Source organism: Chryseobacterium sp. MYb328 (assembly GCF_037572595.1).
Classification (GTDB): domain Bacteria; phylum Bacteroidota; class Bacteroidia; order Flavobacteriales; family Weeksellaceae; genus Chryseobacterium; species Chryseobacterium pennae.
Window position 1 is genome coordinate 17831 of sequence record NZ_JBBGZQ010000023.1, and the last position, 21263, is coordinate 39093.

Consider the following 21263-nt stretch of genomic DNA (forward strand, 5'->3'; position numbering starts at 1 on the left):
TACTCACAACATAAAACATTTATAAAAAACACTTTTTTCACACTAGTAAGTGAAATAATTAATCATTTTATCGTTATTGAAAAAAAATAACCACAATTACCAACTACAATACTTACTGAAAACTGTAAACGTGGAGTTTACCAGAAAATAAAAAATACTCTTCCAGCCTTCCTTTATAAGGATCATCACAATGGTATAAAAAAACAACATCCCATAATTTTTCCGGGTTTTGTCACTCATTTTTTTGTAATTTAAACCAGATTTTAATCCATATAGCTTTCTCTGAAGCTTTTACAGCTATATTTATCCATGGAAATAATAAAAAAAGACCGTATTACAGAAGAATATTATGATACCGTATCAAAACTTCTTTATCAGCATAATCTACACAATACGAAGAACATAGACAGCATTAACGAACCTTTAGAAATTGTCATTTTTGATAATGATCGGATAATAGGAGGTTTATACGGACGTTCTATCTGGGGCACTCTGGAAATTCAGAAGCTGGCGGTTTCTGAAGAATATAAAAACAAAGGATTGGGAAAACAACTGATGAATGCAGCGACAGAAGAAGCAAAGGCCAGAAAATGCAGCTATATTGCGTTGAATACTTTTAGTTTCCAGGCACCTGAATTTTATGAGAAACTTGGGTTTGAAAAAATAGGAACTGAGCATGATTTTCCCAAAGGTTTTGAGAAATATTATTACCGGAAAACGTTGTAAGGCCACTAAGAGACAAAAAAGTTGTCATTATCAAACTTCAAAAACTGTAACAAGCTATTATGAATTAAGACAGATATAATGAAACTTAGGCTGAAATACTATTTAAATACGTGAACAATGAAGACAGAAAGCGTTTCTATCAGTAACAAAAATTACACTTTATATATTCAATATCAGGACCAAGAAAAATTACGCTTGGAATTTAACCGCCTGACTCAAAATGTCTGGGAATTTAATTTTGAAAACTATTATCAGTCAGGATTTTGGGATGACAGCTGTATTTTATATTCTTTATTTGACGGTGATATTATTGTTTCCCATACTACGGTAAGCTTATTTGATGGTAATATTGAGGGAAAGTCTAAAAAACTGGTTCAATTAGGTACCGTAATGACAGATGAAAGCTATCAGAATAGAGGACTGAGCCGTTTTTTAATGGAGAAAATCCTACATGATTTTAAAGGGAAGACAGATGGAATATTTCTCTTTGCCAATGAAACGGTATTGGATTTTTATCCTAAATTCGGATTTATTCCGGTACAGGAATTTGAAGCCTTCCAGGCTTTTGAAAATCTTGATTTTTTAAAGAAAACAACAAAGAGAAAGTTGGAACTCGATCAGGAAGCTGATTTAAAATTATTTGAATATCTGGTTGAAAATGCTGTTTCAAATACGGCCTTTCCCACAAAAAGTAAGGGTCTTGCTTTCTTCTACTGCTATGCTAACCCGGAAATGGGCTACAAAGATTCTGTTTACCTGATTGAAGAGCTTAACTGTGCGGTTGTGATTGAGATACAGGACAAAACACTGCATATTTTAGAGATTTTCAGCCCCGAAAAAACAAATCTCTCTGAAGTTATCGCAGCGTTTGATGATATTCTGCTTGATGAAGTGGTACTGGGCTTTAGTCCGGAGCAAAGGTATTTTCAGTACAGGCCATGGAAAGATGATGATTTACAACTTTTTGTCACGCCAGAATTAAAATCTGTTTTTGAAAAAAATTCTTTGATCATTCCAGTGCTGTCACACACTTAAAAGGAAGATTATGAAGCAGAATATTTATGATGATCCGGACTTTTTTTCCGGATATAGGGCACTCCGTGATGGAGATAAGGGTTTAAATGAATTACTGGAACAGCCGGTAATGAAAAACTTATTACATCCTGTTCAGAATAAAGCTATTCTGGATATGGGATGTGGACTTGGGCATCAGATCCAGTCTTTATTACAACAAAACCCTAAACAGATAACCGGGCTGGATATTTCACAGAAAATGCTGCATGAGGCACAAAGCAGAATCTCCTCTCCCAATGTAGACTGGGTACATTCTGCCCTGGAAGATTTTGATTTTGGCAATAATAGATATGATCTGGTTATAAGTTCCATGACGTTGCATTATATTGAAGATCTGACTATTCTTTTTCAAAAAATATACAATGGATTAAAGAATAACGGACAATTTTTATTTTCCATGGAGCATCCTGTCTGTACTGCAGCACTACAACCATGGAAAAAATGGAATGGTGAAAAATACTGGCTCGTGAATCGCTATACTGAGGAAACCCGGAGAAAACAGGACTGGTTTGTAAAAAATGTTGAGAAATACCATCATCAATTAAGTACTGTTATCAACGCGGTATTAAAAGCCGGATTTCTTTTAAAAAACGTGGAAGAACCAAGTCCAGACAAGGAACTGTTACAGCTCCGTCCAGATTTTGAACAGCATATACACCGTCCTCCTGTCATAATTATCAATGCTGAAAAAAATTAAAATTATATTCATTTTGTGACGATAGTCACAGAGCAGTTCGATACTTATCTTCTAATTTTGTTTTATAAAACAATCTAAATGAGTAATACAAACCAAAATATCGTGGAACAGTTTATCCAATACTTAAATGATGAAAATTTTGAACAGGCAGAAAGCTTTCTTGATGCTGATTTTAAATTTATCGGAGTATTGGGAACAAGAGAAGGTGCTTCTGTCTACATGCAGGAAATGAAGCAAATGAAACTTAAATACCAGATTATTAAATCCTTTACTTCAGGTGAAGATGTTTGCCTTTGGTATACGATTGATATGGGAAACAAAGCTGTAGAGGCTTCAGGATGGTATCAGATTATTGATGGAAAGATCCGTTCCTTTAAGGTATTATTTGACCCGAGACCGCTGCTAAACGATCAGTAACTATTTTTCAAATATCATATAATCCGGCAGCCACTTCTGAGAAATGGCTGCCTTATCTATATTTTCTATCTAATTCATAGATGCTTTGCTGTACGAAAACCATGATCTGTACTTATCTTTATGGCAACAGAATAACCTTCGGAAAAAATATGAGAATATGAAACAGGCTGAGATCAGAGAACTACGAAATGAACAGGATTTCAAAGAATTTTATCTGAAGAATGCCCCTGCTACTTTCTGTGAAGAATGTAACAATATTACTTATGTCCACGGAAATGGTTTTTTGGAAATCGCTAAGCTGGAAGATCTTAAAAAAGGTCAGAAACCTGTAGAAGGCAAACAGACAAGACGAAATTTTTACAGTATTATTCTGCTTACAGAAGGGGAAATAAAGGAAAGCATTGGCCATAAACTCTACCATTTTCTACCTGGAACCCTCTATTTCATTGGAGAAAATCAGCTTCATGCCATAGAACGCTGGAGTGATAACGTAAAGGGTGTTTTTTGCATGTTTGATGCTGATTATTTTTTGCTTTGTATTAAACATCAGATCAAACTCAACCAGTTTCCTTTCTTTCAGGCTAATCAGGAGCCGTTCATCAAACTTTCGGAAAGAGAAATCCTGATGATGGAGCATCTTTTCTGGAAGCTAAACAGTGAAAAATGTCAAAAGACTACTTTTAATGATGACCTTCTCACCCGTATGTTTCTGAATGTTATCCTTCTGGAGTCTGAACGTATTTACAATAAGCAAACTTCTGCCGATGCCTTCTCTCTATCCAGAAAGGACCAGTTGACTGCACAGTTTCAATTATTGGTGAACCAGCATTTTATGGAAAAAAAACAGGTTGCGGACTACGCGGAGCTCCTGCATATACACCCTAATCATCTCAATGATGTCATTAAGGAGGTTACCGGATTTCCTGCCAGCCATTTTATTCAGAAACAGCTGATACAGGAAGCCAAATCAAGGCTTATCCAAACCAGTGATACAGTTTCTATGATTGCCATGGATCTTAATTTTACAGATGATTCCTATTTTGGACGCTTTTTTAAGAAACAAACCGGTGTCACTCCGCTTCAATATCGTAAAAACCATAAACATTAAATAAAGAAAGAATGTACACCACTAAAATCACCTCTCCCATTGTTCAGGAATACTGGAAAGATCAGTTTCAGGGGGAAGTTCTCTGTGACCATCCCACTTTTACCTTATTCCTCAATGATGATCTTGAAGAAGACAGCCAGATCATGACCCTGGAATTTCCATCCGGGAACAACTGGGCGATCATCAATTCTAAAGTGGTACAATATTTCAAAAACATCAGTCTTACTACGCTTGATTTTGAAAAGTTTGTGAACATTTTAAAGGATAAACAGATTTTTCTCTATGGTGCAGATTATATTTTTTATTTCCCTGAAGAGGAAAAAAGGGCTATTTTAAATCTTCATTCACCGGAAAACACACGCCCTTTAACCGAACATGATGCTGAGCTTTTTTCAACTTTTGAATCGTTGTCTACGGAAGAAGATCTGGATGGAGCTTTTGTGGAGCTCGATCATTGGAAAACATTTGGTATCTTTGAAGAGAATCAGCTGGTTACTGCAACAAGTATGTACCCCTGGCAGGACACTCAACTTTCGGATATTGGAGTGATTACATTAAATGATTTTCGGGGAAAAGGCTATGCTCAACAGGCAGTCCGGATGATTTCAAAAGCAGCATTACAGGATGGCTACGAACCCCAATACCGCTGTCAGCTGGACAATACGGCCTCTATTGCTTTGGCTAAAAAATTAAATCTCAGCTTATTTGCTAAATGGAATTTAATATCCCCGGAATCTGTAAAAAATCTGTAACCGATGAAAGACATTAATTTATCTGTAAAAAGCTATCAAAAAATAGTTAATGAAGACGAAATCCCCCAGGTTTATCTGTACCTCCTGCGTTTTATGATGCAGGTGAAAGCTGATTTTTCAAGGCATTTCAAAGAAAAATTTTCTGTAGGAAATATTTCTCCAGGCTATATGGACTACACTTATTTTCCGTTTTTTGATTCTTCTCTCCGTGACCATAAACTGCGTTTCGGTATTGTTCTCAATCATAAAAAGATGCAGCTTGAGTTGTGGCTGATGGGACAAAATGCAGAGGTTCAACAGGAATATTGGGAAAAATTAAAATCAGCTTCGTGGAATAAACATCTGGTGACAATGCCTCAATATACTGTATTGGAAACTATTTTTGTAGAAAATCCTGATTTTGAAAATGAGCAGGCTATTCAGGAAGTCATCAGAAAAAAAACATTGGAAACCGTTCCTGAAATTATGAAACTTCTGTCATAAAAACAATAAGATAAGAACAAAAACTCAGTTATGACAGAACACATTGAGAAAATTCAGTTCCTTATTTCCAGGTTTGACAGGGAAACTCTTGAAGCTCTAGAAAAAATAACAGCTAAAGAGCAGTTTAAAAAAGGTGAAATCCTGTTACAGCAAGGCAAGGTGTGCAGGAAAAGCTATCTGATCACTGAGGGGGTTGCCCGAAAATTCACTTATTCTGATAAAAAAGAAATTACGACTGAATTTTTCTTCAAAAGTGACATTGCCATTTCCTTTACAAGTTATATCAACCAAAAACCAAGCAGGGAAATTATCGAATGCCTGACTGATACAACCGTAGAATCTGTAGATTTTAACGCTTTTGAAACTATCAAGAAGCAATTCCCTCTACTCATGGAATATGATATTCTACTCACAGAACTATATATCCTGTGGCTGGAAGACAGGCTTTTTGATTTTCATTCTCTGAATGCTACGGAACGGTATGAACAGCTTATGAAAAAGTCCCCGGAATATTTTCATCATCTGAAGCTTACCCATATTGCTTCTTATCTGGGTATTTCTCTGGAAACATTAAGCAGGATAAGGGCAAAAAGGTAATAAGATGGGAGCTGAAAGTGCTGAGGCTGAACTTTGTTAGATAAATCGTAAGGAAAATAAAAATTTTAAACAAGTTAAGATTCATTAAAGATGAATAAAGAAGTTCGCTTTATCAATAATAGCTTTAGCTCTACTCTTCACTTACCTCAACGCTCCTGATCCAACTCAAAAGCCTTAATTACTCCTAGCTTCCTGCTTCCAGTCCTTCTTGATTTTTTTGACTTTTATCAAAGGAATCCCCAGCCATAATTTTGATTTTTGCTGCAAAATTATTCTGCAGTATGAAAAAAAGAATCATCGGATTTGATCTGGCCCAGGCGTACGCTATTTTCGGGATGTTTATTGTCAATTTTAATATGGTATTCGGAAATCATCATGATGATTCTCTTTCAGGGAAATTTCTGGTACTTTTCAGCGGGCATTCCAGTACTGTATTTGTGATCCTCGCAGGAATGGGTGTTGCTCTGATGACGAACAGAATTCGGGAATATACCCTAGAAGACAGGAAAAGACTCCGTCACATCATTCTTAAAAGAGCCGTTTTTCTTTTTGTATTCGGAATGTTGTTTTGCTGTTGGTGGCCTGCAGATATTCTTCATCTTTACGGCGGCTATATGAGTATTGGTGCATTGCTTGTGTTCATGGATAAAAAATATTATCTGGTTGCGGCTGCAACGGCCATTATCATATTTCATTTTTTACTGCTTGTCATCCCGTTTGAAACAGGCTGGAATCTGACGACCCTTGAATATCCTGATTTCTGGACGTTTTCCGGATTCATCAGAAACACATTTTATAACGGCTGGAATCCTATATTTCCATGGTTTGCCTATTTTGCGACAGGACTTTATCTGGGAAGACTTGACTGGACTTTGAGGAAGACGCAACAAAACATATTTCTGACAGGTCTTATTCTCTATCTTTTTGTGGAAGGTATGCGCTATGGTAGTACATTTATGGATCTGAGTGCTGAAACCTGGGAATTTATCTATGCAGATTATATTCCACCTGTATTACCTTTTCTCATGAATACAACCGGTTTCGGAATGATGCTGATTACAGGATTTATGTTTGTAAGTCAATATATTTCCGAAAAAGCCTGGGCTATAGATCTGGCAAGAACCGGCCAGATCACGCTGACTCATTATGTATCTCATCTCAGCATCGGGCTTATTGTATTCTCTTTACTACAAGGTAGTCATTATTTGGATGTTATGAGCAGGAAAAATACTGTAGAACCAATCTATATTTTACTGTATTCCGGACTATTTTTTATTCTCAGTATGTATTTCAGTAAGCTATGGAGCAAAAAGTTCAAACAGGGGCCACTGGAAATGATGATGAGAAGAATAACAGATTAACATAAAGCTCACATTCAAAACACAATACATCCATCATTTTTAAAAACTATCATAACTTCCATCCTTCAGTTTCTTTTCTTTTTAAAATCTTTGATTTGTACCATTTTCACTCTGATTTGTGTCAGCAAAACTCCACCAGGCTACTCTAATTTTGTATCAATAAATTTTAGAACAATGACAGAGAGAAACCAAAACGTACAGGAAATAGATTCACTAATGCTGTTTCAGTTTTATGCTGAATGGTGTTACCCATGTAAAATGATGATGCCTGTAGTGAATACATTAAAAGTGAAACTGGATGAATGGCTGAACGTACAGCAGGTAGATGTGGACGAAAACCAGGAATTAGCAGTTAAATACGGGATCAGATCAGTTCCTACATTTGTGGTATTAAAAAACAATGTAGAAGTGTGGCGAAGCTCAGGCGTGCTTTCGGAAATGATACTGGAGCAGAAACTGAACAGTTTAAGATAAATCTGAAGAACAATGAATGTGTTAATTAATGCGGTGTTACTTGGTGTGGGAGCGACCATCTTTATGGATGTGTACGCTCTTATCATCAAGAAGTTCTGGAATATTCCTTCCCTCGACTACCGTATAGTAGGGCGATGGATCGGGCATTTCAAAAATGGAACATTCAGCCATCCTAATATTATACAGGCCACTCCTATCCCGGGAGAAAAAGCTCTCGGGTGGCTGGCCCACTACTCTATTGGGATTGCATTTGCCTATATTTTACTTTTACTCTGGGGCCAGGGCTGGCTGGTACATCCTACGGCTTTTCCTGCTATTTTTATTGGTCTTGCCACAACCTTAGCACCGTGGTTTATGATGCAGCCTGCTTTTGGTTTTGGAATTGCGGCCTCTAAGCTGCCTAATCCTCATATTGCCAGACTTCGAAGTCTTCAGGCCCATCTTATTTACGGGATTGGTTTATATATGTCTGGAGTATTAATATCAATTTTGTTTAAGTAAATTATGAGAAAATTGGTTTTATATATTTCTTCTTCACTCGATGGTTATATCGCTGGCCCCAATGATGATCTCAGTTTTCTCAGCCGGGTGCAAACAGAAGTTGAAGACTATGGATATCATGAATTTACAAATACGACAGACACTGTAATTATGGGAAACAGAACCTACAACTGGATCCTTTCTCAGAACGTGGAATTCCCGCATCAGGATAAAACTTCCTATATCGTCACAAGAAAAACACGGCAGTCTATTGGTAATCTCCACTTCTATACCGGAGACCTTAGCAAACTGGTTCGAACTCTTAAAAAGGAAGAAGGGAAATCTATTTTCTGTGATGGTGGTAGTTTTGTGGTTAATGAACTTTTAAAAGCCAAGCTTTTTGATGAATTAATAATTTCTGTAATCTCTGCCATTTTAGGGAAGGGAACAAAATTATTTAAGGATGAGATTCCCGGTCAGAATTTAGAACTGCTCTCCAGTAAAAGATTTGACAGTGGACTTGTACAGTTGCATTACAGGATAATGTATTAATTTATATCTTTAAATCAAAGAGTCTGAATAAAAATCAGGCTCTTTTTCATATAGCTTTTAAAGACACAGATATTCTTCTGTTTTTAAACCATTTAACACTTGATTTTAAACATTCCTCTTAAATCCAGCCCACCTTTCTTCTCCAGACTGTATAATCTTCATCCCTGTTATCAATTTCCGGAATATTTTCCGGATCGGGAATTTGGTTAATTTCTTTTTCTGATAACGATGGCAGGTCCACTTTCTTCCGTTCACTGTTCAGGTTTTCTTTATCTTCCACAGGATAAGGAATTCCGTCAGCTATAAGCTGAGTACCATATTTCTGAGGTCTGCTCTGGAAAACCTGAATCCGGTCATACAGATAGGCTTTATTTTTTGGGGTAATATCATGACTGTTTTCCACCATCATTTTATGACATGCCTTCATAAACTCAGGTTCACCAATAGAATGCTGAATGATAAGCCAGGCAGCATCGCTGGCTTTTACCCCTACCTTTGAAATCGTTGGATATCCTATATCACTGATTATTTCCCAGAGTCTTTTGACATTGGTTTTATGAACACGCTCCATTTCAGGATGATACCCTCCTGCGAGTTTTCCTTCCGCAGACAGCTTTTCTCTTGTTTCAATGTCATGCTCTGCAAGGCGTATTAATTCTTTTCCAATCTTAGAAGTCATTACATTACAGTTTTTTCATCAGATATTTTGGAGATTCTGTATATCCTTGCCTGTCATAAAACCGGTGTGCCTGTTTTCTCTGGAAATTACAGTGCAGCTCTATCCTGTCACAATTGCGTTCTCTGGCTACTTTTTCGCAGTATTCTTCTAAAAATCTTCCAATTCCTGAACTCCGGTAATTTTCATCAACAGAGAAATAGCTTATTCTTGCAAAATCTCCCTTAAGAGCAATCTGCGGGATGACATGAATGGAGATGAACCCTACAACATTTCCTTCCTGATCTTCTGCAACGATAAGATATTCATCAGGGTTTTCTAAAAGTTTTTTTATTTTTTGAGGTAAAAATTCACCGGTATTGGGATATCCTAACTGATCCAGCAGTTTTACAACTGTATTCAGATCTTCTTCAAGCATTGTTCTCAGATTCATATTGCGATTTTTAAAATGTATTTAGCATCTCTCTCAAAGTTACAAAAAAAGAAGCCGGTTGATGAAAAACAATGAATATCTTATGATTTACAGGGTATTAAGAACAAACCTGACTCTTTGCTCTACTGTTACTCTGGGAATTTCAATAATATTATAACCATACTCCCGGTAAATTTCATACATGCATTCAAAAGTATGTTCAGCCACTTCTTGAGTCTGTTTTCTTTCGGAATCATTTTCATAGATTTCCTTCCAGGGCGGGAGGATAAAGACATTTTTGTTATACTCCATTTCACGGGCTGTTATTTCCATCCGCCTGGGTACAGGAATCTCTTCCAGCCTGAGATAACCGATCGTGTCTAATATTCCACGATCAAAAAAAACAGGTTGGATACCGGAGATTGGTATCATTTCGTTAAAAGTTTTTACAGAAGCATCAAACATCAGTCCGGCAAAAATCTCTTTATTGATCCACGGTAACCCATCTCCATTAGATAGCAATTGTTCTTTGATAATTCTACGTCCTTCTTCGGGTGCGGTTGTAAATCCTAGACGGTTTAATTCATTGATTAATGTGGTTTTTCCAGCTCCCGGACCCCCAGTAATAACATAGAGTTTTTTTGTAATATTATTATTTTTCATTTTTAAATTTTGTGGCTTGAATCGTTAAAAATCAGAATTATTGACGGAATACAATCTGAAAAAGTATTCATCTAAGCACAGGGCATACCTTGAATAATGGATAAACGAAATCAGAAAAGAAATGTCTGGACAGACAATAAGTATAAAGAAGCACAAGAGCTCTAGTAACAATAATTATATTTCTGAAAATGAATGTATCAGAAATCTTTACCAGTAAAGATACTCTATTTTTAATTACGAAAATAAATAGGAAGAACTCATTTAGTCTTTGGGTGGAAAAGTAATGCCGGCATCCTGAATCAGATCATAACCATAGCGCATGATGGTTTCAATAACTGGAATTGCTTTTTTCCCTTTCTCAGTAAGACTGTATTCTACCTTCGGCGGAACAACGGGATATACTTCACGATGGATCATTTCTTTGCTTTCCAGCTCCCGAAGCTGGCTGGTCAGCATTTTGTCTGTGATATGGGGAATATCCTTTTTCAGTTCACTGAAGCGAAGCGGTTTCTCCTGTAATCTCCACAAAATAGGCATTTTCCAGGTTCCACCGATATGGCTTAAGGCAAATTCAATAGGGGTATAATACAATCTTTTATCGTGGAAAAACTGAGGCATAATTATTCTTTTATCGTTACCCTTTCAAAAAGGGAAGTATAGAACTAAAAAGTAAGTATATAGCTTTCTGATAGTCTATTCTGCAAATTTGCACAAAAAAATTATGAAATCGAAAAGAAATCTTTATGTGCTTGCACTTGGTGTATTCGGAATTACTACAACTGAATTCGGAGTGATTGGAATATTACCGGAAATTACTTCTTCTTTCAATATTTCTATTGAAAAAGCAGGCTGGCTCCTGAGTGCTTTTGCATTGATCGTAGCTCTTTTTGGTCCGTTTATGCTGATGGCATTGTCATCATTTAAAAGAAAAAGATTGTTGATTGCATCACTGTTTATTTTTGCTGCAGCCAATATTATTTCTGCTTATATCGGGAATTTTTATGGATTATTGGTTGTCAGAATGATTCCTGCATTTTTTCATCCGGTTTATTGGTCCATTGCGCTGTCTGTTGCTGAAAAGGCTTCTGCCTCCACCGACAAATCAAGGGCTGTAAGTATTATTTTTTCCGGGCTTACTCTGGCTACTGTATTGGGAGTTCCTTTGGCTACTTTAATGTCTGATCTGTTTTCCTGGCAGTCTTCGTTTCTGCTTACGGCATTTATTAATTTGGTGGCACTGGCAGGTGTTCAGCTTTTATTACCGGACATTGAAAAAGAGACAGAAGCTTCACTGACCTTCAATATTAATATTTTACGCAGTCGGTATTTATGGATTGGTTTATGTACAGCATTTTTTACCATTGCTGCTATGTATTCTACCTATGGATATATGGCAGATTTTCTGAAAAACATAACTCAGATGAATGGAAAACAAATCAGTATTATGTTGTTTATGTTTGGAGTTGTCGGCATTTTCGGAAACAAAATTGCCGGAAAATATATGAGCCGGTTTCCGTTTCAGACTACTCTTATATTCCTGATTTTTTTGGCTGTCATTCACTTATTCATCTATTATTACGGAAATTCTTTTGTTCCTATGATCTGGATTATAGGATTCTGGGGACTGATCCATTCGGGAGGTTTTCTGATCAGTAATATCAATGTCACCTCTTCAGTTCCCGGGTCTTCTGAATTTATCAACAGTATTTTTACTTCCTGTGGAAATTTTGCAGTAACCGCCGGAACTTTATGGGGTGGATTCTGGATTGCTCATTTCGGCATTGAAAATATCATAGGATCAAGCATTATCACTATTATATTAGCTGTAATTATGGTATTTATCAGGAAAATGCTCATGAAATAATCTAAAACAGGATTAATAAAACAGATTGGAAGCAGGAAGAATGAAACGGAAGATTTAGTTTCCCACTTTTATTTTCAGCTTTAAAATCTGAGTGTATTCAGCTGACTGAACTCTTCTTTATGGTAAATAGCTTCAATACTTCCGTTTTGCAGCAATGCAATTTTATCACAGGTATGGAAAAGGGTTTCAATAATATGGGAACTGATCAGGACCACTTTATTTTCAGATTTTAACTGCCTGATAATATCATAAAGGGTATGAACGCCCTCAAAATCTACTCCGTTGAAGGGTTCATCCAGAATATTAATCGGCTTATTCAGCATCAGCATCCCGATGAGGGCCAATTTTTTCTTCATTCCACTGGAATAGTATTGTACATATTTTTTCAGTGGAAGGTTGAATTTTTCAATGATTTCTCTTATTTCATCTACTTTTTTTGAAGAGAAATAAGACAGATATTCCTCTCCTGTTATATAAGGATAAAAATAATTTTCCGTTTCAAGATAAGAGATCTGCTGCCGCTTTAAACGTTCATTTCTCCAGGTAATGCTCCCTGAAAATGACTGGCTTTGATATAAAGATTCAAATAATGTAGTCTTCCCTGCACCATTCTTTCCGAGAATTCCCAAAATACAGCCTTCTTCTATAGAAAGGTTCAGATCGTTTAAAACTTTCTGATTCTTAAATTCAACATTTACATTTTTAACTTCCAACATATGTTTTGATATTTTGATTAGCCGCTTTTATACCTGATTTAAGCATGAACAGGGCCGGAATTATTGTCATACTACACAAAAAGTATTCTAAATAAACACCCATATTATAATCGCTGTCTTTATTTTTATGGTTATAATTTTTATATTTTCTGACCAGGCTCAGCAGAAGATAGAGGTTCATAAAGACAAGGTAATACACCACATATAGACTTTCATATGGATTTAAAATCAAAAAAGAACAGTAAACCGGCAAAAGCAGTATATTGAAAAACAAAGTATTCTTTCTTATTTTTTCCTTCAACGTATATTGTTTAAAATACATTTCGAGCATTTCTTTACTCTCATGTGGCTGGTAAATAAAAGAAATAAAATCCAACGCGAAAACACCAGCAAAGATCAGAGTAAGTGGATGATAGGATGAAAGAATGATAATGATAAATCCCAGTATTGCTCTCCAACTGTTTTTTCTCAGAAAGCTTTTCCATTCAAACAGAATGTTGGGAATAAAATTCCAGTTCAGGGACAGCCACTGTTTTGTTCTTGGAGGAATAAAGGCCAGTACAACAATCAGAAGATATAAAGCAACTCCTGTTTTTTCAATCTTATAATGGACATTTCCGAACAACAAGGCTGTATACATCATACCTGTTTCCAGCAGGATAATCCATCGCCAGCTTTGTACAAAAACTTTCTTCAGAAAAGGAATATCCTTCCTTTCACTATGGAAAAGGGCTATGAGAATAAAGAATATAACCGGATAGTATTCATTTTTGGGCAACCTTACTGCGATGAGCATCCCTAAAACAAGTAAAACAGGAATACTTACCTTGGGATTCAGGTTGAGGATTCTGAAACTCTGGATGAATCTGAATTTAAAATGGCTGATTAGTTTTTTCAAAGGATTCTGATGATATCTATAAAAGGTTATTGAACAGGTTTTATCAAATACAGTTTGTTTTCAGTAGTTGTAAAAAGTTGGAAGTTCAGGTTTTTATCTGAAAAATACAAATAAGGCAAGTATTGTTTTTCCAGTTCGACTTTAAGCTTCCGGATGTCTTCGCCTTTGGTATTATAAAATTTTTCGGTGGTAAAATTTTCATTGAAGGACATTGATTTTTTAAATTTCAGGGTGTCTCCTTTTACTAAAAGTTGGCAATACAAATCTCCGTTCCAGCTTTTTGAAGTCGTACTGATAGCTCCTCCTGATGCACTGCAGGCAGATTTATCCAATACTTTTCGTTGAAAATAGACAGGCATAATATTCGGGAAACGACCCGGATCCAGTTTTCTTTCTCCAAAAGGACCAGTTCCGAAAAGACTGTTGTTATATCCGGGATTTGTCATAGAATATTTTCCGGAAACTTTTCTGTCGATATACATCTGATACCATTTTCCATCCATATAATATGTCACACGATCTGATCCGCTTTTTGATTCTCTTAAATAGTCATCCGAATCTTCAGTAATATTCTGATATTCAACATCCTGCTTTTCTCTGCTCCATTTCAGGTCTTCATTCTGAACGATCATTGGCTTTCGCACTGTATCTCCATCTTTTATCCAGGTTCTGTAATATTTTTTGTCGTAATTCACAATAAAGTCACCAAACAGTAATTCGTTCCAGTTTTCACGGGTACTTTTATAGGTATAACGGTCTTTGATATTTCCATCTTTATCCAGTTTATAAAAATGATAATCCATATAAAAACGGGTACTTCCTACCGAACCATCTTCTTCTACTTCTTTCCGGTTCCTGTCTTTCGGGATTTCGTTGGTTACAATAATGACGTTTCCTTCCGAACTTATAACATGTTGAATCCGTGTATAGCTTTTCCACATCAGGTTTATTTCATGATGTCCGAAACGAATGGATTTAGTACTGTCAATATACTGATAGTTTTTATATTTTTCCGGCAATTCTGAACGGTTCATCTTATTGAGAAGATAGACATCCAGACCGCCAAAATTGTAAAATACAACAATAGCTAACAGAAGAACAGCTCCTATAATAAGGAATATTTTTTTCATTTCAATGTATGATTCTTTAAAGGTATTAATTCTTCCAGAATTAGAAAAAACATTTACCATATAACAAGGCAAGGGCCGATGACAATAGCAGACGTCTTGAATTTATGAAAAAATAAAAGCACTGATCTGAAAGTTATAAAGAGTCTCAAAATATAATCAGAATACTATTTTTGCATTTGGGACCATTGAATACTCCCTTCCAGCTACTCTATTAAAATACAAAACCCTCGCTATTGGCAAGGGTTTGTTTTTTATAGTCTGTTTCGGTTAAAACTACAGGCATCCTATTCCTGCATAATCTTTTTAACTTCTTCAAATTCATTTTCTATTGCTGCATCAGGCTTATAAGTTACCAAGGATACGATAATATTGGTGAGTAAAGAAAGAATGAATCCCGGAATGATTTCATACCAGTCTTTCAACGGATTCTGAAGATAAACCCATGCCAGCACGGTGATTCCCCCTACCAACATTCCGGCAAGTCCACCCTGCCATGTTGTTTTCTTCCATAAAAGCGACAACAGGATCAACGGTCCGAATGCGGAACCAAACCCTGCCCATGCGTTTCCTACAAGGTTAAGGATACTGTCTTTTGGGTCTAATGATAAAAGAACAGCAATTATGGCTACCAATAAAACTGAAAGTCTGCTGGCAATCAATAATTGCTTTGACGTTGCCTTTTTATTCAGGAAAGCTTTATAAATGTCCTCCGTTAATGAACTTGAAGTTACCAATAGCTGAGATGAAATGGTGCTCATTACAGCTGCCAGAATCGCAGTCAGCAGGAATCCTGCAATAAACGGGTGGAATAAAATACGGGAGAAGTAAATGAAAATAGTTTCTGCCTCTGTTTTTGATCCGTCAAATTTCATCATGGTTTCCGTATCAAATTTCTGCAGATAAGCAATTCCTACTAAACCAATAGCCAAAGCTCCGGCAACAGTAAAGATCATCCATGTAATCCCGATTCTTCTGGCTTTAACCAAATCTTTTGGTTTATCAATGGCCATAAAACGTACCAGAATATGGGGCTGTCCGCAATATCCTAATCCCCAAGCCAATAAAGATAAAATGCTTACTGTAGTAGTTCCCCTGAATAAGTCCAGATATTTGGGATCTTTAGCTTCAATCAGGGAAATTGTTTCTCCAACTCCTCCAATTTCTATGATGGCAACAATTGGCACAATCACCAGTGCCAGTACCATAATGGTTCCCTGCACAAAATCGGTAAGACTTACTGCCAGAAACCCACCTAAAAAGGTATATAATACAACCACTAAGCTGGTTAACAATAATCCTACGGTATAATTCATTCCGAAAGCGGATTCAAAGAGTTTTCCACCGGATACCATTCCTGCTGAAGTGTAAAGAGTGAAAAATACAAGAATAAAGATAGAAGAAGTGATCTTCAGGAGATGGTTTTTGTTTTTAAACCTGTTTTCAAAAAACACAGGTAATGTAATTGCATTCTGGGCTACTTCGGTATAAATTCTAAGCCTTGGCGCTACAATAATATAATTGAGAAATGCACCAAGCGTTAGCCCTATTGCAATCCATGAACTGGAAATACCGGAAAGGTACATAGCTCCCGGAACCCCCATCAGCAGCCAGCCACTCATATCTGCTGCTCCTGCAGAGAGTGCTGTAACAGCCGCCCCCATTTTTCTTCCTCCAATTAAAAACTCCTCTGAATTGTTTGTTGATTTTCTATAAGAATATATGCCTATACCTATCATCAATAATAGATACAACCCCACAGAAATCCCTTCGTATACTTGCATATTATTTTTTTATGAAGCCGAATATAGCCATTTTCTGAGAAATTAGAGGGCTATCACAAAACAACAATATTACACCGATACAAGAAAATAATGTAAATTTTTAATTAAAAATACAATATATTAAATCATTTTGCTAAATAAACAACCGGATATTTAAATTGATCTTAAGTTTTTTATTACTTATTTTCAGAACACAAAACCCTCGTTACTACAAGGGTTTTCTTCTTATATGTTTACAAACGTGGAGTTTAGTCCAAATAAAAAACTCCTATTTTTCAATCTTCAATAATAGGAAAACAGGGGCTCAGAATATGATCATTAAATTCGTCTAATTTCCCTTTGGATAATCTGATGATAAAATAATGATTTCCGTAATCTCCTTATTTACATCCGTATAATACTTCATCATACAAACGGTTTACTCATTATGATTACGGACATGTTACTTTATCAGTGTCTGAGCTCTTCTCAGATTGTCGGTTGCCTGTAAAATTTTATTTTTCAGGATGGGATTATAATCCGGATTCTGCAAAAGGAAGTGATGAACCACATCAAGGGCTTTTGGATCCTGATAGTTGCTGAATGTGGAACGAAGCCAGTTATCCGGGAAAAAGATAGCTCCCGTTTTCTGAATTTCCTGTAGAACCTCTAAAGACTTAGGAAGATACTGAATAGAAGCCTGCTGTCTTAATGGATGATGCAGATATCCCAATGCAGAACCGACTGCCGATTCATTTGCTCTGTTCTGTTTTTGCATCAGCCCGTTAAAGAAATCATCCCGTATCTTCTGATCCGATGAAGCTGCCTGCATAATAATTTTAAAACGGTTTATCCGATCCGGGTTCTTAATTCTGGTCAGTTGCTCCTGTAACAGATCATTGTTGGCATTATTTCTCAATGATAAAGCAAGGGCAAGGTTTGTAAAGTCTTCGTCGTTCAGAGATACATCTTTAGGTGGTATCTGGGATTTCCAAATTTTATACAGGTTGTCATAAGCCTTCTGAGATTGGAAAATTCCCTGATAGCAGTCAAAGATATTTTTCTTATTATTCTTTGCGGTCTGTGCCTCCAGCGCATTCCAAAGTACATTTTCTATATTTCCGGATTCTTTCAGTCGGGTATTTTCCGGTAAGAAATTCCAATAGATAGAGGAAATATAACCAGTAATCAGACGAAGATTCAGTTCTGTAGTTTCTTTTGGTAACTGCTTTTCAAAAAACTGTAATAACTCCTGGGGTTTCGAACCAGATCCGTTCAGCATATTTTCATACAGTGAGATATAGGCGCTGGCACGGTTTATTTCGTCTTTTATCAAAGAAAAATCAGTCATTACTGTTCTATCTGTTTTAAAAACTCCATACCCAATTCCTGATGAGTTCTGCAGAATGAAAAGAGGCTTCTTTTTTCCTTTTAATTCTACAATTTCCTGTTCTTTCTCAGACAGCTTTACGTTCACTTTTTCAACCTTGTCATTGTAAAACAGGCTGATCTCAAATTCCTGAGGCCAGTTTTTTTGCTCTTTTCCATATTCCGGTCTTTGGGAAATGGTAAAACGGTGTATTATATCCCCTTTATATTTTATATCATAATCAATAATTGGTCTTCCGGGATCATTAACCCAAACTTTATTCCAGCTTTGTAAGTCTTTTGGGGTATGGTTATCAAGAATGGTGATAAGATCCGGCCAGCTTGCGTTGGTGTAAGCGTATTTTGTAAGGTATTCATTGACGCCTTTTCGGAAGTCCTCCTCCCCAATCAGTAATTCCAGCTGGCGCATCATAATCGGTGCCTTGTTATAAATAATCGGGCCATACATCATTCCTGCATTTTGCAGATTGTCTAAAACCTGGCGGATTGGATTAGCACCCAACGTACGGTCTACGGAATAGGCTGCCGGAAAATGCCCGGTCAAGAATTTAAGATCATAAACTTTTTTATCTGAAGATGCTCCGGTACTTTTATCTGCCATAAAATTCGCAAAAACTTCTTTCATCCATACATCATTGAACCAATCCATTGTTACCATATCTCCAAACCAAAGGTGCGCCACTTCATGGGCAATAAGATTGGAACGGTTGTTCAATTGATTCTGTGTTGCATTATTATCCAAAAACAATGTGGAATTTTGAAACAAAATAGCTCCCGGATGCTCCATTCCACCAAACTGAAAATCCGGAACGGCAACCAGGCCATGTTTTTGAAAAGGATGTTTAATACCTGTCCATTTTTCGTAATAAGCTAAAGAATTTCTGTATAACGAAAAAATAGAATCCATGCTGTTTTTAATTTTCAGAGAATCGGTTTCGCGGTATAAAATTCTGGAATCCTGTTCGCTGATCTTCTCAGTATGGTTTTTAAAATCTCCGGCAGAGAAGGAAAACAGATAGGTAGGAAGCAAATCCGACTGATTAAACTTCAGGGTCTTTTGTCCTTGTTGTATTGTTGTTTCCTTAAGTTTTCCATTAGCGATAGCACTCCATTTTTCCGGAACCGTTAAACTCAGAGAGTATTTTGCCTTTAAATTAGGCTGATCAAAACATGGAAACATCGTTCTTGCACGATCCGGTACAAATAATGCATACAGATACCCATCACGTCTGTTAAGGGCACCATTTCCGGCAAGGAAATTAAAATTAATCTGATTGGATCCTGATTTCAGGTGTTTGGCATCAATGACTACATGTTCATTTTCCAGAATCGGTTTTATCGTCTGTCCATTCACTGATACAGATAACAATGAAGAAGGATCTTCTTTAAAATCTATCAGCAGTGATGTTTCATTCTGTTTTTTATAATTAAATGTAAGAACTTCAGTTCCTGAGATCCTTTCTGATTTACTTTCAGGAATTTTAAGCCTGAGCTCATATTGAATATCACTTAATGTGCTTTTTCTCAACTGGGCCAGCTCATACGAAACTCCGGATTCAATTTTAGATAAGGATTTCGTTTGTGCATGATAACCACTGTTGAAAACGACAAGAAATAATGCTAACAGACGTACTTTTTTCATACATCAAATATAAGAATTGGAAGCTAAGGGAAAAACATCAATTGAAAATTACATAGACCTATCCCCTTTCTCCATTTTCAAAATGGAAATGCTCTATTGACGCACATGTAAATTGTTGAATAAATTTCGCTTCTTTCTGATGTTCATTTTTAGCCTTAAAAAAATCGTTCTCTATAGCCCAATCATAGAGTCCTTCATCTACAGGATATTGGCTTAATATTCCGCTTAATGAATATTTTCTGATCCATTGTTCTGCATCTTGTGTTGTAGTAAAAACACCGGAAGGGAAACGAGATCCCTCACCTACAAAAATATATATACCATTTTTCATAGAACCAACTTTATTATTAAACAAAACACAAATAACACTGATAATAAATACTTTGCAAAAAAAACAACTCTCTTCTTTTTCTTCTATTTATATTAATTCCAAATAAACGAAATTATTTTTTCTCATTATCATAAATTATTAATAATTTAGCGGTATAATTAAAACGAATGGGCATACTCCTTAAACCAATTGATATTGTAGATGATATTTCACAAGAAGATTTCCGTGAAAAATATTTAAAGCCTCGTAAACCAGTGGTCATCAAAAACATGGCTAAAAATTGGCCTGCATATCAAAAATGGACCATGGAGTATATGAAAGAAGTAGTTGGTGATGTTATTGTTCCTTTATATGACAGTGCTAAAGCTGATCCTGCTGCGCCTATCAATACACCTACTACCAAAATGCCTTTTGGAGAATACGTGGATTTGATTCAGCGGGAACCTACAGATCTGAGAATTTTCTTTTTTGATCCTATCAAATTTGCGCCTAAATTATTGGATGATTATATCCCGCCTAAGACTCTGATGGGTGGATTTTTGGATAAATATCCAAGTATGTTCTTTGGAGGTAAAGGTTCTGTGACTTTCCTTCATTATGATATTGATATGCCTCATATCTTCCACACCCATTTCAACGGAAGAAAGCATGTTCTTCTCTTCGAATACAAGTGGAAAACCCGTTTATATAAACTTCCTTATGCAACATATGCGCTGGAAGACTATGACATTTCCAACCCTGATTTTGAAAAATTCCCGGCTCTGGATGGTATTGAAGGAATAGAATGTTTTCTTGAGCATGGAGATACCCTGTTCATGCCTACCGGCTGGTGGCACTGGATGAAATATCTGGATGGTTCTTTCTCTCTATCTCTTCGTGCATGGGATAAAAGCTGGGCTGTAAAAGCTCATTCTCTATGGAATCTGGCTGTTCAGCGTAATTTTGACAACTTCATGAAAGGCAGGTATAAAAAAAGATACATGGACTGGAAAGAAAGAAAATCAGTTGAAAGAGCCAATATAGCACTTAAGAAGGGGCTTCCGAAATAAATTACATCTTAC

Annotated in this window: 24 protein-coding genes; 14 read left to right on the forward strand and 10 right to left on the reverse strand. The window is 36.3% G+C overall.

From position 1 onward, the window contains the following. Positions 1-309: 309 nt before the first annotated feature. The 12 genes from WH267_RS19415 to WH267_RS19470 all read left to right on the forward strand — a co-directional run bounded on the left by WH267_RS19415 (position 310) and on the right by WH267_RS19470 (position 8721). The gene (locus tag WH267_RS19415; protein WP_123319496.1) at positions 310-726 is read left to right on the forward strand and encodes a GNAT family N-acetyltransferase; all 417 of its coding nucleotides are present in this window, start codon (positions 310-312) and stop codon (positions 724-726) included. 117 nt (positions 727-843) lie between these two features. After that, positions 844-1761, forward strand: a complete 918-nt coding sequence (locus WH267_RS19420) for a GNAT family N-acetyltransferase (RefSeq protein ID WP_340010384.1) — start codon at positions 844-846, stop codon at positions 1759-1761. 10 nt (positions 1762-1771) lie between these two features. Continuing rightward, on the forward strand, positions 1772-2497 hold the full coding sequence (locus WH267_RS19425; protein WP_340010386.1) for a class I SAM-dependent methyltransferase: 726 nt from the start codon (positions 1772-1774) through the stop codon (positions 2495-2497). Positions 2498-2575: 78 nt separating this feature from the next. Then, positions 2576-2914, forward strand: coding sequence for a nuclear transport factor 2 family protein (locus WH267_RS19430; protein ID WP_340010388.1), 339 nt, complete (start codon positions 2576-2578; stop codon positions 2912-2914). A 157-nt stretch (positions 2915-3071) separates the two neighbouring features. After that, positions 3072-4022 (forward strand): helix-turn-helix domain-containing protein, encoded by a 951-nt coding sequence (locus tag WH267_RS19435; protein ID WP_340010389.1) that lies wholly within the window; start codon positions 3072-3074, stop codon positions 4020-4022. Between the two features lie 11 nt (positions 4023-4033). Then, positions 4034-4774, forward strand: a complete 741-nt coding sequence (locus WH267_RS19440) for a GNAT family N-acetyltransferase (protein ID WP_340010391.1) — start codon at positions 4034-4036, stop codon at positions 4772-4774. Between the two features lie 3 nt (positions 4775-4777). Further along, on the forward strand, positions 4778-5257 hold the full coding sequence (locus WH267_RS19445; RefSeq protein WP_340010393.1) for a DUF7000 family protein: 480 nt from the start codon (positions 4778-4780) through the stop codon (positions 5255-5257). 30 nt (positions 5258-5287) lie between these two features. After that, positions 5288-5854, forward strand: coding sequence for a Crp/Fnr family transcriptional regulator (locus WH267_RS19450; protein WP_340010395.1), 567 nt, complete (start codon positions 5288-5290; stop codon positions 5852-5854). 281 nt (positions 5855-6135) lie between these two features. Continuing rightward, positions 6136-7215 carry a DUF418 domain-containing protein gene (locus WH267_RS19455; protein ID WP_340010397.1) on the forward strand — a complete coding sequence of 360 codons (1080 nt, stop codon included), beginning with the start codon at positions 6136-6138 and terminating at the stop codon, positions 7213-7215. Positions 7216-7389: 174 nt separating this feature from the next. Further along, positions 7390-7689, forward strand: a complete 300-nt coding sequence (locus WH267_RS19460; RefSeq protein WP_123319504.1) for a thioredoxin family protein — start codon at positions 7390-7392, stop codon at positions 7687-7689. A gap of 12 nt (positions 7690-7701) precedes the next feature. Continuing rightward, positions 7702-8190, forward strand: a complete 489-nt coding sequence (locus WH267_RS19465) for a DUF2938 domain-containing protein (protein ID WP_115973259.1) — start codon at positions 7702-7704, stop codon at positions 8188-8190. A 3-nt stretch (positions 8191-8193) separates the two neighbouring features. Next, the gene (locus WH267_RS19470; protein WP_340010405.1) at positions 8194-8721 is read left to right on the forward strand and encodes a dihydrofolate reductase family protein; all 528 of its coding nucleotides are present in this window, start codon (positions 8194-8196) and stop codon (positions 8719-8721) included. 118 nt (positions 8722-8839) lie between these two features. Here the strand turns inward: WH267_RS19470 and WH267_RS19475 are convergent, their stop codons facing one another. From WH267_RS19475 to WH267_RS19490, 4 genes are all read right to left on the reverse strand, one after another. Then, positions 8840-9400 carry a DUF6624 domain-containing protein gene (locus tag WH267_RS19475; RefSeq protein ID WP_340010406.1) on the reverse strand — a complete coding sequence of 187 codons (561 nt, stop codon included), beginning with the start codon at positions 9398-9400 and terminating at the stop codon, positions 8840-8842. Between the two features lie 4 nt (positions 9401-9404). Further along, a complete protein-coding gene (locus WH267_RS19480) occupies positions 9405-9830 on the reverse strand; it encodes a GNAT family N-acetyltransferase (RefSeq protein ID WP_115973262.1) in 426 nt (141 codons plus the stop codon). Positions 9831-9917: 87 nt separating this feature from the next. Further along, on the reverse strand, positions 9918-10472 hold the full coding sequence (locus tag WH267_RS19485; RefSeq protein ID WP_340010408.1) for an AAA family ATPase: 555 nt from the start codon (positions 10470-10472) through the stop codon (positions 9918-9920). Positions 10473-10733: 261 nt separating this feature from the next. Then, positions 10734-11090, reverse strand: a complete 357-nt coding sequence (locus tag WH267_RS19490) for a winged helix-turn-helix transcriptional regulator (protein ID WP_340010410.1) — start codon at positions 11088-11090, stop codon at positions 10734-10736. 103 nt (positions 11091-11193) lie between these two features. On the opposite strand from WH267_RS19490, the gene WH267_RS19495 reads away from it, so the two are divergent. Next, positions 11194-12336 (forward strand): MFS transporter, encoded by a 1143-nt coding sequence (locus WH267_RS19495; RefSeq protein WP_340010412.1) that lies wholly within the window; start codon positions 11194-11196, stop codon positions 12334-12336. A gap of 80 nt (positions 12337-12416) precedes the next feature. Here WH267_RS19495 and WH267_RS19500 read toward each other — a convergent pair whose 3' ends face one another. The 6 genes from WH267_RS19500 to WH267_RS19525 form a co-directional block, all read right to left on the reverse strand. Next, complete coding sequence (locus WH267_RS19500; protein WP_115973265.1) at positions 12417-13052, reverse strand: ABC transporter ATP-binding protein; 636 nt, start codon at positions 13050-13052, stop codon at positions 12417-12419. Further along, complete coding sequence (locus tag WH267_RS19505; RefSeq protein WP_115973266.1) at positions 13039-13950, reverse strand: hypothetical protein; 912 nt, start codon at positions 13948-13950, stop codon at positions 13039-13041. Before WH267_RS19505 ends, WH267_RS19500 begins: the two co-directional genes overlap by 14 nt. Before the next feature lie 26 nt (positions 13951-13976). Continuing rightward, a complete protein-coding gene (locus tag WH267_RS19510; RefSeq protein ID WP_340010414.1) occupies positions 13977-15080 on the reverse strand; it encodes a hypothetical protein in 1104 nt (367 codons plus the stop codon). A 284-nt stretch (positions 15081-15364) separates the two neighbouring features. After that, positions 15365-16861: a sodium/proline symporter PutP gene (gene putP / locus WH267_RS19515; RefSeq protein ID WP_340010416.1), complete on the reverse strand. Its 1497-nt coding sequence runs from the start codon at positions 16859-16861 to the stop codon at positions 15365-15367. A gap of 442 nt (positions 16862-17303) precedes the next feature. Further along, on the reverse strand, positions 17304-19871 hold the full coding sequence (locus tag WH267_RS19520) for a M1 family aminopeptidase (RefSeq protein WP_340010418.1): 2568 nt from the start codon (positions 19869-19871) through the stop codon (positions 17304-17306). Between the two features lie 58 nt (positions 19872-19929). Continuing rightward, complete coding sequence (locus tag WH267_RS19525) at positions 19930-20202, reverse strand: DUF7710 domain-containing protein (protein ID WP_340010420.1); 273 nt, start codon at positions 20200-20202, stop codon at positions 19930-19932. A 167-nt stretch (positions 20203-20369) separates the two neighbouring features. Here WH267_RS19525 and WH267_RS19530 point away from each other — a divergent pair, with 167 nt between their 5' ends. Next, positions 20370-21251 carry a cupin-like domain-containing protein gene (locus tag WH267_RS19530; RefSeq protein ID WP_115973279.1) on the forward strand — a complete coding sequence of 294 codons (882 nt, stop codon included), beginning with the start codon at positions 20370-20372 and terminating at the stop codon, positions 21249-21251. Positions 21252-21263: the final 12 nt, after the last annotated feature.

Coding starts and splice junctions, on each gene's coding strand:
- WH267_RS19420 (WP_340010384.1), top strand. CDS start 844: ATGAAGACAGAAAGCGTTTCTATCAGTAACAAAAATTACACTTTATAT.
- WH267_RS19450 (WP_340010395.1), top strand. CDS start 5,288: ATGACAGAACACATTGAGAAAATTCAGTTCCTTATTTCCAGGTTTGAC.
- WH267_RS19425 (WP_340010386.1), top strand. CDS start 1,772: ATGAAGCAGAATATTTATGATGATCCGGACTTTTTTTCCGGATATAGG.
- putP (WP_340010416.1), bottom strand. CDS start 16,861: ATGCAAGTATACGAAGGGATTTCTGTGGGGTTGTATCTATTATTGATG.
- WH267_RS19455 (WP_340010397.1), top strand. CDS start 6,136: ATGAAAAAAAGAATCATCGGATTTGATCTGGCCCAGGCGTACGCTATT.
- WH267_RS19470 (WP_340010405.1), top strand. CDS start 8,194: ATGAGAAAATTGGTTTTATATATTTCTTCTTCACTCGATGGTTATATC.
- WH267_RS19480 (WP_115973262.1), bottom strand. CDS start 9,830: ATGAATCTGAGAACAATGCTTGAAGAAGATCTGAATACAGTTGTAAAA.
- WH267_RS19485 (WP_340010408.1), bottom strand. CDS start 10,472: ATGAAAAATAATAATATTACAAAAAAACTCTATGTTATTACTGGGGGT.
- WH267_RS19430 (WP_340010388.1), top strand. CDS start 2,576: ATGAGTAATACAAACCAAAATATCGTGGAACAGTTTATCCAATACTTA.
- WH267_RS19435 (WP_340010389.1), top strand. CDS start 3,072: ATGAAACAGGCTGAGATCAGAGAACTACGAAATGAACAGGATTTCAAA.
- WH267_RS19520 (WP_340010418.1), bottom strand. CDS start 19,871: ATGAAAAAAGTACGTCTGTTAGCATTATTTCTTGTCGTTTTCAACAGT.
- WH267_RS19460 (WP_123319504.1), top strand. CDS start 7,390: ATGACAGAGAGAAACCAAAACGTACAGGAAATAGATTCACTAATGCTG.
- WH267_RS19490 (WP_340010410.1), bottom strand. CDS start 11,090: ATGCCTCAGTTTTTCCACGATAAAAGATTGTATTATACCCCTATTGAA.
- WH267_RS19475 (WP_340010406.1), bottom strand. CDS start 9,400: ATGACTTCTAAGATTGGAAAAGAATTAATACGCCTTGCAGAGCATGAC.
- WH267_RS19445 (WP_340010393.1), top strand. CDS start 4,778: ATGAAAGACATTAATTTATCTGTAAAAAGCTATCAAAAAATAGTTAAT.
- WH267_RS19440 (WP_340010391.1), top strand. CDS start 4,034: ATGTACACCACTAAAATCACCTCTCCCATTGTTCAGGAATACTGGAAA.
- WH267_RS19415 (WP_123319496.1), top strand. CDS start 310: ATGGAAATAATAAAAAAAGACCGTATTACAGAAGAATATTATGATACC.
- WH267_RS19495 (WP_340010412.1), top strand. CDS start 11,194: ATGAAATCGAAAAGAAATCTTTATGTGCTTGCACTTGGTGTATTCGGA.
- WH267_RS19530 (WP_115973279.1), top strand. CDS start 20,370: ATGGGCATACTCCTTAAACCAATTGATATTGTAGATGATATTTCACAA.
- WH267_RS19500 (WP_115973265.1), bottom strand. CDS start 13,052: ATGTTGGAAGTTAAAAATGTAAATGTTGAATTTAAGAATCAGAAAGTT.
- WH267_RS19465 (WP_115973259.1), top strand. CDS start 7,702: ATGAATGTGTTAATTAATGCGGTGTTACTTGGTGTGGGAGCGACCATC.
- WH267_RS19510 (WP_340010414.1), bottom strand. CDS start 15,080: ATGAAAAAAATATTCCTTATTATAGGAGCTGTTCTTCTGTTAGCTATT.
- WH267_RS19525 (WP_340010420.1), bottom strand. CDS start 20,202: ATGAAAAATGGTATATATATTTTTGTAGGTGAGGGATCTCGTTTCCCT.